The 16768-nt window shown below is 41.4% G+C and carries 9 protein-coding genes; all 9 read left to right on the forward strand.

Features of this window, described 5'->3' with window-relative positions; genetic code table 11:
* Positions 1 to 107: 107 nt before the first annotated feature.
* The 9 genes from E0E36_RS18735 to E0E36_RS18775 all read left to right on the forward strand — a co-directional run bounded on the left by E0E36_RS18735 (position 108) and on the right by E0E36_RS18775 (position 16768).
* A complete protein-coding gene (locus E0E36_RS18735; protein ID WP_013666210.1) occupies positions 108 to 1010 on the forward strand; it encodes a sugar phosphate isomerase/epimerase family protein in 903 nt (300 codons plus the stop codon).
* A 235-nt stretch (positions 1011 to 1245) separates the two neighbouring features.
* Entirely contained in the window at positions 1246 to 1842 is a 597-nt protein-coding gene (locus E0E36_RS18740) for an RNA polymerase sigma factor (protein WP_130857314.1), read from the forward strand.
* A gap of 507 nt (positions 1843 to 2349) precedes the next feature.
* The gene (locus E0E36_RS18745) at positions 2350 to 3450 is read left to right on the forward strand and encodes a FecR family protein (protein WP_130857315.1); all 1101 of its coding nucleotides are present in this window, start codon (positions 2350 to 2352) and stop codon (positions 3448 to 3450) included.
* Between the two features lie 162 nt (positions 3451 to 3612).
* On the forward strand, positions 3613 to 6963 hold the full coding sequence (locus E0E36_RS18750) for a SusC/RagA family TonB-linked outer membrane protein (protein WP_041388297.1): 3351 nt from the start codon (positions 3613 to 3615) through the stop codon (positions 6961 to 6963).
* A gap of 18 nt (positions 6964 to 6981) precedes the next feature.
* Entirely contained in the window at positions 6982 to 8655 is a 1674-nt protein-coding gene (locus E0E36_RS18755) for a RagB/SusD family nutrient uptake outer membrane protein (protein WP_242627311.1), read from the forward strand.
* A gap of 518 nt (positions 8656 to 9173) precedes the next feature.
* Positions 9174 to 12401 (forward strand): SusC/RagA family TonB-linked outer membrane protein, encoded by a 3228-nt coding sequence (locus E0E36_RS18760; protein ID WP_242627313.1) that lies wholly within the window; start codon positions 9174 to 9176, stop codon positions 12399 to 12401.
* 17 nt (positions 12402 to 12418) lie between these two features.
* Positions 12419 to 14083: a RagB/SusD family nutrient uptake outer membrane protein gene (locus E0E36_RS18765; RefSeq protein ID WP_130857317.1), complete on the forward strand. Its 1665-nt coding sequence runs from the start codon at positions 12419 to 12421 to the stop codon at positions 14081 to 14083.
* Positions 14084 to 14164: 81 nt separating this feature from the next.
* Entirely contained in the window at positions 14165 to 15118 is a 954-nt protein-coding gene (locus tag E0E36_RS18770) for a sugar phosphate isomerase/epimerase family protein (RefSeq protein ID WP_130857318.1), read from the forward strand.
* A gap of 378 nt (positions 15119 to 15496) precedes the next feature.
* Positions 15497 to 16768, forward strand: a complete 1272-nt coding sequence (locus tag E0E36_RS18775) for a Gfo/Idh/MocA family oxidoreductase (protein ID WP_013666218.1) — start codon at positions 15497 to 15499, stop codon at positions 16766 to 16768.

The raw sequence follows: 16768 nt of genomic DNA on the forward strand, positions 1-16768 counted from the left end.
TTGTAAACGTAAAGCCTAAGGTTCGTAATTGGCATTAAATATTCTTCGGCAATAGAAATCTTTCCTCTTTTTTTTCTAAATTGCCTGCCTATACAAACCAAAAAATCATGAGTAACAGAAGAGAATTCTTAAAGCAAATGGGGGCAGGAGCTTTAGGCCTTACCGCTTTATCTAATTTACCACTAGACCTTTTCGCATCTACCAACGGGAAGTATTTTTTTGATATATCCTTGGCACAATGGTCGTTGCATAAGACGTTATTTGGTAAACAAATGGATAATTTAGATTTTGCGGAAACTGCGGCAAAGAAATATGGCATTTTTGCTGTAGAATATGTAAATCAGTTCTTTAAAGACAAAGCGAAAGACCAAGCCTACCTTAAAGACATGTTAAAACGATCGAAAGATAATGGCGTGAAGAATGTATTGATCATGGTTGATGGAGAAGGAAGCCTGGGGGCACCTGACGATGCGGAACGTAAGACGGCCGTGGAGAATCATTATAAATGGGTGGAAGCGGCTAAGTTTTTAGGCTGCCATGCAATACGAGTAAATGCTGCCGGGAAAGGCTCTGCAGAAGAGGTGAAAGGCGCTGCCATTGATGGTTTAGGAAGGCTAAGCGAGTTTGCGGCTAAACATAAAATTAATGTGATCGTAGAGAATCATGGTGGTATGTCTTCAGATGGACAATGGCTGAGCGCTGTTTTGAAACAAGTGGGTAAAAAGAACTGCGGAAGTCTACCGGACTTTGGTAATTTTTACGAATATGATCGTTATCAGGGCGTTACAGACTTAATGCCATTTGCCAAAGGCGTAAGCGCTAAAACTCATGATTTCGATAACGAAGGTAATGAAACGCAGATTGACTACCTGCGTATGATGAAAATTGTGAAAGATGCCGGATATAAAGGGCATGTAGGCATAGAGTACGAAGGAAGTAAATTGAGTGAAGACGAAGGGATAAAGAAAACCAAGCTTCTATTGGAAAAAGTGGGAGCTGCTCTAAGTTAGTTGAAAGATTGCATAAATTACAAAGATACTTTCTGTTGTCAAATCAGAAAGTATCTTTAGCTTTAAACGGCGCGCTATAAGGGCTCAAAATGAGATTGAGCGTTTTATGAAGACCGATAGATAACCAATTAATAAAAACATAACCTTAACGTAATATCTGAGGATTTTTTGTTTGCTATTTTGGCCGAATATTTTTTTCAACCTGTTTGATGAATAGTCGAATTTCGATCTAGAGATGGATAATCTAAACGAGCGAGCATTTTGGAAAGCATTTATCAAAGGCAACGACCGAGCTTTTGAAAATATTTACAAGCTTTATGCCGATCGGCTTTTTGCATTCGGCATGAAATATCATGCTGACCGCGATGTTATCAAAGACTGCCTACATGATCTATTTGTTAATCTTTTTCATTATCGAAGCAAGCTAAATCCAGACGTTAATCCGCTTTCTTATCTTTTTACTTCTTTGCGGAATAATGTTTTAGCTCGATTAAGAAAGGATAATAGAAGTCAAGCGCTCTTGGAACGGATCGATTATCCCTTTGATCTGGAATGGAGCCCCGAAACGGTGTGGATCAAAAAGGAAGAAGATAGGCAGCTTGTTGTTAAGCTTCAGCAGCTGATCAAACGACTGCCGGCACGTCAAAGGGAAGTCATCTACCTGAAATTTAATGAAGAGCTGTCATATGAGGAAATAGCAAGTATCCTTGATATTTCTATCGCGAGCTGTCGCACCTTAATATATCGTGCAATCAAGCAATTGCGAGAGCATGTAGAAGACATACCACTAGTGCAGGTATTTTGCCTTCTGTTATCTAATGTTCGTTATTAGCTGCTTCTTGATTTTAGTTATATTGATCCAGCAATAAATTTGTTTAGATTTGTCTAAGTGTTTTTAATCGCTTCTGAGATCTCTTCTCCCCTCTGTAATCCATCCCAACACCATAATTGTACTTTTCAGGTAATTGCTTCGAATTTACTACAAATACTATCTATGTGCCATCCAGGGTGAGTCCAGGTTTTTACCTTAAAAACCTGGACTCACCCTGGACCCAATGTGGACTCACCCTGGACTCACCCCGAAGAAAGTACCTAGCATGTCTTGTCCTGTGTCTTGTTAAAATAGGCTGGTGGTTGTTTAATTCAAAAGAAATTCTTGACTTTAAAGTTCGATGAAAGGACGCAAACAAGATAACGATTTACAAGCTAAACTTGAAATTTTTATGATAGTATGCGTCTCATTATTTGTCAAATATTAAATCGTTTTTTTGAAAAAAAATTAAAAATTTAGTCTATAAAAATTAACTGCTTTACTCTTACCTATAAAAGACAATCTTAAATGGGAAAGAAAAAGGCCGAAGATATTTTGAATGAGGATAAACCAGACGTGAACATGCCTAGCGATGATAAGCAGGCATCTTTGGCCAACGCGATTGTCGATACAGTAAAAAACGTCAAGAATGCATCTTTTTCGGAAGAGGAAAATGTAGCGCTTTGGCATGAAATTCACCATACGATTGAGCCTCGGAAAAATACAACTCCCTCTCTACGAAAAGGCTTGGTGGCCGCTATCGTGCTTTTTCTGATCGGTGCTGCTCTTTACTTATATCATGTCAATATACCAGAGGTTGATATTCAAAAGGTTGCGATTATTAATAAAGGATACCTTTCGAAATCAGATGATGTGCAATTTATCAACGCTGAAAAAAAAACACGGGTGCTTCACGATACATTGGTTGTTTACAAACAATTTGTAAAACAAGAGCATGTTTCACAAAACGAGCAGGTGGGTTATAATTCAATTGGCGTACCTTACGGAAAACGGAGTGAAATCGTTTTGGAAGACGGAACAAAAGTTTGGCTGAATGCCGGCTCCATATTAACGTTTCCTGAAAAATTTAACGAAAAAGACCGAGCCGTTTATCTGGAAGGTGAGGGTTATTTTGAGATTGCTAAAGATGCCAACAGACCTTTCTTTGTCTTATCAGAGGTGATGAAAATACAGGTACTTGGTACGAGTTTCAATCTTAGTGCTTATGCCGATGATGATTATGTGTCGGTGCTTTTATTGACGGGGAATATCGCGTTGTTACCAAATGGAAATCAGTCTTTTGAACGCCGGATGCTAAAACCGGGGACAGAGGCTCGCTTCGGAAAAAGCCGACAAAAGCTGTTGATTCAACCGGCCTCTGAAAGCTCGATTTCATGGACTAATAGGAGATTGCTTTTGAATAGCATGAACTTAGAGGAGATGCTAAAGAAATTAGAGCGTTTCTATAATGCGGAAATTGAGCTGCCCAAGCCAGCCATCGAGGATGAAACCTTTTCAGGGAGCCTGGATCTGACTCAAACATTGCCTGAAGTGTTGCAAAATGTATTTGATGTTTCAAAATATACTGTCAATCAAATAGGAAGGAGGGTATACATCCAGACGAAGTAGGATAATCAACCAAAAATTCAAATAGGGAAGGTGCTGCAACACCCCCCCGTTTACAAAAAATTAACTGGAATAATTAATTAATCGATCTACTAAAGTATGAATTTTTTTTACACCTGCCAATCACCACCCAAGCAGGTTAATACTGTCATTAAAATTTTTCGAATGTTAAAATTGGCTGCATTTTTAGTTTGCATTAACGTCATGGTAGTGCATGCTAACTCGTACTCCCAAGGTAAAATCAGTGTTCGAATTAAAAACGGTGCATTAAGCGATTTTTTTAAAGAAATTCAAACACAGACTAAATACGCTGTTTTTTACAGCGATAAGCTTGTCGCTGGTAAAAAAATCAATATCAATGCAAAGAACAAAGATTTACTACAAACACTGGATCAGGTGTTGAAAGACGCCGGCCTAAGTTATATGGTCTCAGGTAATCAGATCAGAATTCAGGCTCGAGCCATCGTACCGCTCCGGACTGGTGCTACACAAGATTCCGTACTTACTGTGAATGGGCGTGTATTTGATACGAACGAACCTGCAAATCCGCTGATTGGGGTTTACGTCCGTAATAAACATCGCCAAGGAGGAACGACGACGGACGAAAATGGAAATTTCTCGTTGTCCGTTAACCAGGGCGATATTTTGGTGTTTACTTCTATGGGGTACCAAGCAGTAGAACGGAGGATTACGGGAAATGATGCAAATTTCAATGTCTTCTTAGAAGAAGACGTAGCATCGCTTGAAGAGGTTGTTGTTGTGGGGTATGGCACCCAGAAGAAAATCAATCTAACGGGAGCGGTAACTGCTATGACCGCTAAAGACTTAGAAAGTAGGCCAATTACTAATGTTGGTCGCGGTATGCAGGGCATCCTACCCGGAGTTACCGTTAGGAATACAAACACAGTTCCAGGGGGAAACGCACCGTCCATTCGAGTAAGAGGCATTGGTACTTGGGGAGATGCATCACCCTTAGTGGTCATAGATGGGATTCCCGGAGGCGATCTTAATATTTTGAATCCGGATGACATCGAAAGCATTTCGGTATTGAAAGATGCTGCTTCATCTTCGATATACGGTGTTAGAGGAGCAAACGGCGTGATATTAGTCACTACCAAAACCGGAAAGAAAGGCACGCCACCCAATATTTCGCTGAATAGTTATTATGGTATACAGACGCCAACGGCTTTACCGGAGTTTTTAGGCTCTCCTGAATTTATGGAACTCCATAACGAAGCTACGCAAAATGCAGGGCAAACACCCGTTTACTCAGCTGAGCAAATTGAAATTGCCCGCAATGGATCCGATCCGAATTATTTCGCCAATACCAATTGGATAGAAGAAATTTACAAAGACAATGCGCCACAACAGAGCCATAATGTCAATATTAACGGTGGAGGCAACGATATGAGCTATTTCTTGTCTTATGGTTACCTAGGTGAAGGAGGTCTTGTGGTTGGCGATCAATTTAAAGCAAATAGGCATAATGTTCGCGCCCGTATTAATACGACGTTACTTGACCGATTGAAGCTAGATGCTAATGTGGGCTACATTGATCGCGATGTACAAAGCAACGCCGGAGGTGATGGAGGACGCGCCCTACTGGCTTCAGCAACAAGTATCACACCCCTTGTACCGGTTCGTTTTACAAATGGTAGCTGGGGCTATCATGGCGGTCAGGCTAACCCAGTGGCGATAGCAAATGATGGAGGATACAATGACTTCGGTTCGCAGGAAGTGACAGCCAATTTAAGCGCGACGTTAACGATTGCTGATGGTTTGGATATTAAGGGACAATATGGATTGGTTCGTTCGAATTCCAAACGAACTGTATTAAGTTCGACTATAAACTATTATAGTCCGGATGATAATGAGCTTATTTATCAAACGAACTATCCAAACTCCATTAATGTGACTGATTATACGAATCTCTATCAGACCTTTATTGGTACGGCGAATTATACGAAAACTTTTAACGAAAAACATGAAGTAAACGGTTTACTGGGAGTTTCACAGGAAGAGAATATCAATAATAGCTTTACAGCAAGTAGACAGAATCTCCCGGTAGATATTCCGTCTTTGAATCTTGGCGTTGATAATCCATTGAATAACAGCAGTGGTTATCAATATGCATTGCAGTCTTTTTTTGGAAGGGCAAACTATGCATATGACAGCAAATATCTATTTGAAGGAAATTTTCGATATGACGGGTCTTCTCGTTTTGCGCCGGAAGTACGTTGGAATTGGTTTGGATCAGTTTCAGCAGGATGGGTGTTCTCTGAGGAGGATTTTTTTGATAAATGGCGAACGACCTTTCAAACTGCCAAACTGCGGATTTCTTATGGTACGCAAGGGAATGATCGTATAAGAAGAGGGGATACCGATCTCTATTATCCCTATATGTCTATTCTGGAACCTGCACAAGTTGGATCCAATAATCCTATCGGAAACCAACCGCGTATTGGTTATCGTCAAACGGAGTTTGCTAACCGTATTGTCACCTGGGAACAGGCCGAAAAATTCAATGTTGGTCTGGATTTAACCATGCTGAAGGGACGTTTCGACGTGACTGCGGATTACTTTATAAATAATACGAACGATATTCTGTTAAATCCGCCATTGCCGGATGTTATTGGTATGGGGACAAACTATCCTTCCCAAAATGCCGGCGCAGTACAAAATAAGGGTTGGGAAATTAACCTTGCTTGGCGCGATCAAATAGGTGAAGTCAAGTATGGCGTTAATCTCAATTTATCGGATGTTCGGAACAAGATTACGCGCTTAGACGATTATGCCCAAAACCTAAGTGACCGCGTGCGTTTAGTGGGATATCCTATCGATGCGTTATATGGCTTTATTGCAGAACGTATCGCTCAAATCGACGATTTCGACTTGATTGATGGAGAATATGTGCCGAAATTTCCGTTTCAGGCAGGAGATTTGGTAGCTCCTGGAGATCTGATCTATCGCCCAGCTAGCCCGGAAGATGAAGCCATTACGGTCGGTAAGGATCGACATGTATTAGGCAGTGATATTCCACGATATACGTACGGCTTTAGGGGAGATCTAGCTTGGAAAGGATTTGATTTCAGTTTTTTCTTACAAGGAGTGGGCAAGGCCGATGGTTGGTTAACCGGTTCCGCTAGGCATCCTTTCATTAACAATAGCGCCATGCCTCAGCGAGTGCATTTAGACCGGTGGACACCTGAAAATCCAGATGCAAGTTATCCTCGTTTTGTATTCAATCGACAACATAACACCCGGTTGTCATCTTATTGGATAGAGAATGCAGCTTATCTGCGACTAAAAAATATCCAGTTGGGCTATACCTTACCGAGTCGGATTACCGAAAAATTTAGAGCCAGTAAGTTGCGCTTCTATGTGTCGGCGGAAAATCTTTTCACTTTGACCGATTTCTTTTATGGGTACGATCCTGAAGCACCGGTAGCGCAAGGGGCTAATTTTTATCCACAACTAAAAACGTTTGTTGTAGGCTTGAACGTAAATTTTCGATAGCAAAAAAATAGTTAAAAAATGAAGAGCTTAATGATCAGGCAGTGCGTATACTATACAGGGATACTGGTATGTTTTTTCAGTATTACCGGATGTAAAGATTATTTAGACCGTGAACCTTTGGATGCAATACCGAATGAGCGCTACTGGAAAAATACAGAGCAGCTCGAAATGGCAATGACGGCTATTTTTTCACGGGTAAAAGCAAAGAATACTGTTGATATGGAGAATATGGGCGAGAACACCATGTGGCCTTCTACAAATCAATATAAGGATATCGGTTCGGGAGTGTTTCCGGTTACACAACCGACAGTAAATGATGAATGGCGTAATATGTATCGAGACATTCGTGAGTCTAATACTTTTCTGGCAAATTATCGAACTGCAGCAGAGACAAGCCCTGGCGCGAACGAGCTGCTGGCAGCGGAGGTCAGGGTACTAAGAGCGCTTGCCTATAGTTTCGTCGTTTCTTTCTGGGGCGATGTTCCATTAGTTTTGAGGCCTTTAGAGCTTGGCGATGAAGAGGTGTATGGAGAACGTACGCCCCGTGAGGAAGTCGTGGATTTTATATTGGCAGATTTAGATAGCGCGGCAGCCATTCTGTCACCGACAATTCCGACAGGTAATCGCTTAGGAAGAATAAATAAAGGAGCCGCACTTGCTTTAAAGGCACGTATTGCCTTGGCGGAAGGGCGATACGATGTAGCTGAAGAGGCGGCGAAAGCTGTAATGGATTTGGGTGTGTATCGCTTGTATAGCAATGGTAATCCAGCAACATCTTATTGGGAATTGTTCACCAATGCCGGTAAATTGGCCAACGGCCGTAACCAAGAGACCATCCTTGCACGGCTACATCTAATGGATATCATTATGCATAACCTTAGTAGGGAGATCCAAGTACCCGATCAGTCGGCACGTTTTGTACCAACACGCTCGTTGGTGGATTCTTACCTATGTACCGACGGTTTGCCAATCAATAAATCGCCTATGTACCAAGATAGTACCTACGAAAGTATTTTTCGAAATCGCGATCCTCGAATGACGCAAACGATTTTGGTTCCAGGCGATACCTGGGGAGGGCGTTATGACGGCAGACCGATTAATGAGAACGATAATCCAAGTGTTTTCATGCGACCGAAATTCAATCAAGATGGCCGTGGTTGTATGACTACGACAGGTTATTATTATAAGAAATATGTGACACCTTCAGCTGTTGGACTGGTTGGAAGGGACGACAATGATATTCATTTAATACGATATGCTGAGGTTCTGTTGACGTATGCGGAAGCCCGCTTTGAGCAGGGGAAATTGACCCAGGAAGATTTAGATAGGTCTATAAATCTTCTTCGAGACAGGGTAGGTATGGTTCATATGGATTTAGGCTTTATGGCCGCTAACGGCCTGGATGTTCGCACAGAAATCCGGCGCGAACGGCGTGTGGAGTTGGCATTGGAAGGACAGCGCTATTTTGATGTAAGAAGGTGGAAAGAGGGTGAACGATTGGCTGCACCCATTGAAGGAGTAAAAGCCACATGGTTTCCTGAATTGTCACGCGGTTCTTTCCGTATCAGTCCAGAAGGGTATTTGCAAGCGCAATGGAATAGGCGCTTTGAAGATCCGAAAAATTATTTATGGCCGATTCCGCAGCCACAACTTGATCGGAATCCCAAGTTGGGGCAGAATCCTGGATGGTAATAATTTAAAAACAGGTCGGAGCAGCGCTAAAACGCCCCGACCTGTTTTTTTTCTGCGGTAGACTTTATGTTTTTAAGTTTCCACCAATAAACATATAGGAAAAGATAACCGTATGTTGGATAAAAGCGATTTGTCTTGCATGCGATGATAAAATCGCTATATTTGTTTTCGTCAGATTCTACTGATATAACCAATTATGCCTGGTATTGACTACGGGATAAAGCAATAGTAAAATGTCGTATTCGAAGTTTTGCTGATTGTTCAACAAGGATTTTATGATATGGGTTAAAAGGAAATAACTTTTCCAATGAACAGCTATGTCCATAAAAACCATTTGAGTGAGTTTGAATCGTGTAAATTAACACAAATACATTGTTATTTATTGATTTTAAGAAAGGAGGTTAATTAAGCAACAAGAAAGTTCGGTACTAAAACTCAATTCAAACATTTTATCACTTATAAGCTCAAACCGTATGAACAAAACACATTTTAGATCCCGTAGCGTTAAATGGACCTACATGGGAACTTTATTTCTCTTTTGTCTATTTAACTTTTCATTCGTGGTTGCGAGTAATTACTCGCTCCATCAACAGCAAGATTTTGTGATTAAAGGAATTGTAAATGATAATGCGGAACCGCCCAATCCCATCCCGGGAGTCAGCATTCGCGTAAAAGGAAGCAGTAAGGCAACTGCATCCGATGTAAATGGTACCTTTACCTTGTCTGTAAAAAAAGGTGATGTGCTTGTATTTACCTCGGTTGGTTATCAGGCCCGTGAACTTGTCGTTAGTAATCAAACTAGCTTAAATGTAACCCTTAATCAAGATTTAAACACTTTGGAAGAAGTGGTTTTAACCGGGTATTCAACCCAGGTTAAAAAAGATATTACGGGTGCCGTTTCAGTCGTTAATGTTAAAGAACTCACTAAAGTTCAGGCGCCTAACGTAGCACAACAATTGCAGGGTAGGGCGGCAGGTGTTACCGTAACCAGCAATAACACACCTGGTGGTGAAGCTACTGTTCGGGTACGTGGCTTTAGCACCATCAATAATAACGATCCCCTTTATATTATTGACGGTGTGCCAACGAAAGGTGGATTGAATAGCATTAATCCAAATAATATCGAATCGATGCAAGTACTGAAGGATGCTTCCTCTACCTCCATCTACGGGTCGCGTGCAGCCAACGGTGTCATTATCATTACCACCAAAAAGGGGAGTGCCGGTGATTCCAGAATAACTTTTGACACACGGGTAGGGGTACAAACCGGTCATGTAAATTTAGGCCTAATTAAAGATCCCTTGCAATTTGGCCAACTGCTATGGACGCAACGTCGAAATGCAGGCATCCTGACCAATGGCAATCCATCGCATCAACAGTATGGTAACGGCCCCAATCCGGTTGTACCGGATTATATCCTGGCAGGCTCCAGTTATGGCTTATTCGAGGGAGATCCCCGTGTTGATCCTTCCTTGTACAGTTATAACGCGGATAATTTTTATCAAATTGTCCGGGCTAATAAGGAAGGCACTGACTGGCATAAAGAAATATTAAGACCAGCCATTGTTCAAGAATATAACCTAGGAGCTACAGGAGGATCCGATAAGGGTCGCTATGCCTTATCACTCAATTACTTAAACCAGGAAGGGGTGTTGGAACATACATCATTCGATCGGTATTCACTTCGTTCCAATACCGAATTTAATATTAAGAAAATCATTCGCTTGGGAGAAAATCTGGAAGTAAGTTATACCCAGAATAAAGGGTATTATTACAATAATGGAACAGCAAGTTCAACCAACAATCAAGATGGCAATCCCATTGGAAACGGTTATCGGATTCCATCTATTATACCTGTTTACGATATCATGGGGAATTTTGCAGCAACGCGAGCTGCAGGCTTAGGACCAGCGACTAATCCACTTGCTCAGTTATATCGCACAAAAGACAATCAAGCCAAAACGTTGAGAGCATTTGGCAATGTTTTCGCGGAAGTGGATATTATCGAGGGTTTGACCGGTCGTACAAGCTTAGGGTTTGACTATACGAACACCAACCGAGTGAATTATGTATTGATGGATCGGGAAGAGGCGGAAATTGAGGCGGCAAACTCCATGACTAAAGCGAATATCAATGATATCAACTTAACGTGGACGAATACATTAAATTACAAAAAAGTATTTAATGATATACACAGCCTAAATATTCTGGCGGGTACCGAAGCAATAAAAGGATTCGGTGAAGACTTCTCAGCAGTCAGGACAACCTATTTTTCGGAGGATCCGGATTTTATGGATCTTAATTCGGGAACAGCCGGGATCAACAATAGTGGTAGCCGATACGAATGGGCGCTGTTTTCAATATTTGGAAAAGTGAATTACAGCCTTAAGGATAAATATTTGCTGGAAGCGACTGTAAGAAGAGATGGCTCGAGTCGATTCGGTAGTAATAACCGCTATGGTACGTTCCCCGCATTTAGCGGCGGTTGGCGGATTTCTCAAGAAAGCTTCTTGTCGGAATTAAAATGGTTGGATAATTTGATGATTCGCGCAGGCTGGGGACAAACCGGTAACCAAGAAATCGGGAACTATAACGGGTTTAATACTTATCGCTCCTCGCTTAATTTATCTTCTTATGCCATTAACGGATCAAACAATGCAGTTAAGCCCGGATTTGATACGGATGCTTTCGGAAATCCTGATGCAAAATGGGAAACCACGACGCAAACCAATATCGGTTTAGATATGACGATCTTAAAGGGAATGCTTGGCTTTAATTTGGATGTTTATAATCGAACCACATCCGATATGTTATACCAATTGGCATTGCCTGCAACGCAAGGAACGGCAACCGTGCCCTTTGTTAATGTAGGCGAAATGAACAACAAGGGGATTGATTTCGCAGTGAACTTCCAGAATAATACAAGCAAAGATTTCACCTATGGTATTAGTGCTAATATTTCGGCTTATAAAAACAAGGTCGTTAAGTTGAACAACAATGAATCTGCTATCTTGCTAGGTCCGAATATCAGAAGTTATGTTTGGACACGGTCAACCGTAGACCAACCCTTGTATTCCTTTTATGGTCACGTAATCGATGGAATTTATCAAAATGAGCAAGATTTAGCGAATGGCCCTGCGTATCCCGGTTATGCCGCAGTGGGGAAATACAAATATAGAGATTTAGATGGAGATAACGTAATTACCGATAATGACCGCACTTTTATTGGAAATCCGCATCCCGACTTTACGTATGGATTGAACATTAATTTAGGTTATAAGAATTTTGATCTTTCTGCATTTTTTCAAGGGGTTCAGGGAAATGATATTCTAAACATGGTAAAACGATGGGTTGATTTCAATAACCAAGCCGGTAATCGCAGCTTACGCATGCTTAATGATTCATGGACTCCTGAAAATCCTGATGCCGTATTACCGATATTGGATGCCAATGATAGTAGAAGTCAACAACCATCATCCTATTTTATTGAAAATGGTTCTTACTTCCGCTTAAAAAATCTGACCCTGGGCTACACTTTTCCTGCTGATCTTTTACAGAAATTAGGATTGCAAAGTGCTAGGATATATGTGCAAGGGCAGAACCTGTTTACTATCACTGATTACTCCGGTATTGATCCTGAAATCACATCGGTGGGTTCAACGCCAGGTACCACTACATTGGGTGTTGACCAAGGGAATTATCCATTAGCTAAAATGTATCAGTTAGGAATAAATGTTGGATTCTAAGGAATAAAAAGCATATTATGAAAAGATCAAATTTATCGATATATATACTGTTGGCCTTTTGCGTTATGCAGGGCTGTGGTAAAAGTTTTCTGGAAAAGAAACCATTAGGTTTAGCAAATGAAGAATTGCTGGCTACGAAGTCGGGCGTTGATGCCGTCTTAATTGGCGCATATAGTTTGTTGGACGGGGTAGGTTCCGGTTATACATTCACATCGTCAGCTAGCAATTGGATTTATGGATCGGTGGCATCTGATGACGCCTATAAAGGAAGCGATGTGGGCGATCAGGCGCAGATAACAACCATTGAACGCTATGTTAGTCAACCGGATATCGCTGCCTTTAATGAAAAATGGATTACAGTATATGATGGCGTCTCTCGCGCCAATGATGTGCTTAAGTTAATCAAGAAAACGACCGATATGACAGAGGCTGAGGTCGCACAGGCAACAGCGGAAGCACGCTTCTTACGTGCATGGTATCATTTTGAAGCAAAGAAGATGTGGAATATGGTGCCTTACGTTGACGATAACGTCACGGACTTTATCAACTTGCCAAATGACAAAGATATTTGGCCTATGATTGAAGCTGATCTACAATTCGCCGTAGATAATTTATCAGCTACAAAGAAAGATGTAGGGCGGGCAAGTCAATGGACGGCAAAGGCAGTGCTTGCTAAAGTACATATGTTTCAACAAGATTATGAAGCGGCTCGACCGCTATTGGATGATATCATCAATAACGGTCCTTTTGAATTAGTAAGTAATTTTCATGATAATTTTAAAGTGGCAACCGAAAATAATATTGAATCGATTTTGGAAGTCCAAATGTCTGTTGGCGACGGAGGAAGTGGACAAAACGGCTTTTGGGGCGATAATTTGAATTTTCCCTATGGCTCTGGACCAGGGGGGTGTTGCGGTTTCTTTCAGCCTTCTCAAAACTTAGTAAATGCTTTCAAAACCGATGAAAGTGGCTTGCCGTTATTGGACAATTTTAATGATGTCGATGTTAAGAATGATGAGGGCTTAGCTTCTTCTGATCCATTTGAACCCTACACAGGTAATTTGGACCCTCGTTTAGATTGGACCGTTGGTAGACGTGGTATTCCTTTCCTTAACTGGGGGATTCATCCGGGACGAAATTGGATCCGCGATCAAAGTTTTGCCGGTCCGTATACTTTCAAAAAATTCTTTGCGGCCAATGGCGATAATGCCGGAGCGGAATCACCCAGGGCAAATTCAAATAATTATCGCGCCTTACGATATGCCGACGTCCTGTTAATGCGTGCAGAAATTGCGGTGGAGGATGGCGACCTCACTAGCGCGTTGGATTTGGTGAATCAAATCAGGCGAAGAGCAGCAAATGAAGTGGTAACAAAAGATGATGGCACACCGGCAGCCACTTATGTCATAAGAGAGTATCCATCATTTCCAAGTCAGGATTACGCACGAAAAGCCGTTCGATTTGAAAGAAGGCTTGAGTTAGCATTGGAAGGACATCGCTTTTTCGATTTAGTACGTTGGCATGTTGCTGCTGAAACATTAAATACTTATCTTGAAAAAGAGAAGCAAAAACGAACCTATCTACAGGGTGCTAGTTTTACGGCTGGAAAGAATGAGTATTTTCCGATTCCGCAAGCACAGATTGATATTATGGGTGCAGATGTGTTGAAACAGAATCAGTAGATTATTTTTAACCGATAAGGGTGTCTCCTACAGGTGCTTACAACAAACATAGGAGACACCTCATTTTTAAACTAAAAGATCATGATAAAAAGTATGCATGAACATCGAAGAAGTTTTCTGAAGAAAGCTTCGATGGCTGGATTGGGAGCCCTGATTAGCCCATACAATCAAGTTGAATCAACTATCGGGGAGTCGACAAATGTTAAGCGCAATCCGATCAGTGTATCCACGTATTCGTATTGGCATTTTAAAAAGGAAAAGTTTCCCATTGAGCAGGTAATTGAACAGGCAGCGACGTTGGGTTTTGATGGTGTAGAAATACTACATCGTCAAATGGAAAACGAAACTACCGGATATATGAATAAATTAAAGCGTCTTGCTTTCGAAAGTGGTTTGGCCTTACCTATGCTATCGATTCATCAGGATTTTGTATCACCTGATAAAGAAGACAGAAAAAAGAACATCGCACATACCAAGCACTGCATCGATCTGGCTGTGCAGATGGGAATCCCTTGTGTCCGGTTGAACTCAGGTCGATGGAACACAGCAGGAACCTTTGACGAGTTGATGGCCGTAAAAGGAAAGGAAACGCCCTTAGCGGGATATACCGATGATGATGCCTTTAAATGGGTAATAGATGCGACGGGAGAATGCCTGATAAAGGCAGAGCAGGAGGGTGTGATTTTGGCCATCGAAAACCATTGGGGACTTACGACACAGGTTGAGGGCTTATTACGAATATACGAAGCCTTAAAAAGCTCATCGGCCATGGGACTAAATCTGGATACCGGTAATTTTGCCGGCGACCCGTATAGTCAGTTCGAACAGTTAGCACCTTATGCTACCATTGTTCAAGCGAAGACCTATTACGGAGGTGGAGAATGGTATACGTTAGATTTAGATTATCAACGGATCGCCGGCATATTGCGTAAAGTGAATTTTAAAGGCTATATTTCATTAGAGATGGAAGGAAAAGAAGACCCATTAACAGCAGTTCCTAAGAGCTTAGCCGTTTTGCGGAAAGCTTTTTACTAACGCAACCGTTTGCGTGATGAATAAATTGGCAATCCTATTATTTTATTATTAAATTAACAGCCATTTTGGTCGAACATCATCATTTTATCGATCTTAAACTGCAATATTTAGCTAAATCAAACTTGGTATTATGAGCCATCTGGTTATTTATTGGTGCCACTGATCATGTCCTTCATTTATCGGATAAACGATAGTATCTCCGAGAAAAAAGGTCATTTTGTCTGTCCGGTTAATTAAATAGAGAGTAATAAAGAGACTTTTAATTGCAGAGAAAATCATCAAGCATAGTCAATACTTAAAACAACAAATCGAATGGATTTTTCTTAAATCGAACTTATTTTTTGAGAGAGGATCCTGAAACCAAAAATTAAAGCACAAATGAAAGAAAAAAGTACCTCGAGAAGGGATTTTATCAAGAAGTCTGCCCTAGCAGCGGCAGCATTTAGCATCGTCCCGCGGTTTGTACTGGGAGGACAGGGATATTTGGCTCCGAGTGACCACCTAACAAAAGGTATTATTGGTGTTGGAGCTATGGGACGCGGTCATTTTTCCTATGCCGGCACCAAAACCGTTGCTATTTGTGATGTTGATACCAGACATTTAGCGATAGCCATGAAACAGCTGAATGATAGTGGTGTTAAGCAACTGTCAGATTTCCGTGAATTGATTCAACTTCCGGAAGTGGATATCGTTCATATCGCCACACCGCCTCATTGGCATGGTATCATGGCCGCTGAAGCTGCACGTGCCGGAAAAGATATATGGTGTGAAAAACCCATGACGCGTACAATAGGAGAAGGTAAACGTGTAAAAGAGGCTGTGCAACAACATGGGCGGATTTTTAGATTAAACACCTGGTTTAGATTTAAGGATAATTTCTACGGAATGGCTGTTCCGGTAAAGAAGATCAAGAAATTAGTGGATTCCGGTATGCTCGGCTGGCCACTGAAAGTTACTGTAAGTAGACATACGGGATTTGATTGGAAATTCTATTGGGTCGGAAAAGAGAATTTGACGCCTGAACAAGTGCCTAGCGAATTGAATTACGATATGTGGCTGGGGCCTGCTCAATACAAACCTTATAATGCACATCGTGTTCATCAAACCTTCCGGGGCTATTGGGACTATGATGGAGGCGGTTTAGGTGATATGGGACAACATTACCTGGATCCAATACAGTATTTCCTAGGGAAGGACAATGAAAGCCCGATTTCGGTTGAAGTAGACGCTCCACAGCAACACAGCGACGCAGTTGGCACGTGGCGACGAATTGAATATACCTATGCTGATGGATGTAAAATTATCCTCGACGGTGAAGGGAAAGATAAAGATGTGCCTTATATCGATGGGCCTAATGGTAAATTATATCCCGGGTTTAAATCGGATATCCCGGACATGGAACGTAAACTAGCGACATTCCCCGAACCGGAAGAGCAAGTGGTCGACTTTGTTGAAGCAGTGAAAAAGAGACAGAAATTTGCATTAAACGAGGATAATGGTTATCGTTCTTGCACCTTGGTAAATATGGGTTTAGCATCTGTAAGGTTAGGTAGATCCTTAAAATTTGATCCAGATAAGCAGTTATTTGTTGATGATGAAGCGGCCAATCGTTTAATTGACCAACCGATGCGTGGCCCATGGACTATCTAA

The sequence above is a fragment of the Olivibacter jilunii genome (assembly GCF_900607235.1).
Lineage (GTDB): Bacteria > Bacteroidota > Bacteroidia > Sphingobacteriales > Sphingobacteriaceae > Olivibacter > Olivibacter oleidegradans.

Excerpts from the sequence above, each read along its gene's own strand:
- E0E36_RS18735 (WP_013666210.1), top strand. The coding sequence starts at position 108 with ATGAGTAACAGAAGAGAATTCTTAAAGCAAATGGGGGCAGGAGCTTTA.
- E0E36_RS18765 (WP_130857317.1), top strand. The coding sequence starts at position 12,419 with ATGAAAAGATCAAATTTATCGATATATATACTGTTGGCCTTTTGCGTT.
- E0E36_RS18770 (WP_130857318.1), top strand. The coding sequence starts at position 14,165 with ATGATAAAAAGTATGCATGAACATCGAAGAAGTTTTCTGAAGAAAGCT.
- E0E36_RS18755 (WP_242627311.1), top strand. The coding sequence starts at position 6,982 with ATGAAGAGCTTAATGATCAGGCAGTGCGTATACTATACAGGGATACTG.
- E0E36_RS18750 (WP_041388297.1), top strand. The coding sequence starts at position 3,613 with ATGTTAAAATTGGCTGCATTTTTAGTTTGCATTAACGTCATGGTAGTG.
- E0E36_RS18775 (WP_013666218.1), top strand. The coding sequence starts at position 15,497 with ATGAAAGAAAAAAGTACCTCGAGAAGGGATTTTATCAAGAAGTCTGCC.
- E0E36_RS18740 (WP_130857314.1), top strand. The coding sequence starts at position 1,246 with ATGGATAATCTAAACGAGCGAGCATTTTGGAAAGCATTTATCAAAGGC.
- E0E36_RS18760 (WP_242627313.1), top strand. The coding sequence starts at position 9,174 with ATGGGAACTTTATTTCTCTTTTGTCTATTTAACTTTTCATTCGTGGTT.
- E0E36_RS18745 (WP_130857315.1), top strand. The coding sequence starts at position 2,350 with ATGGGAAAGAAAAAGGCCGAAGATATTTTGAATGAGGATAAACCAGAC.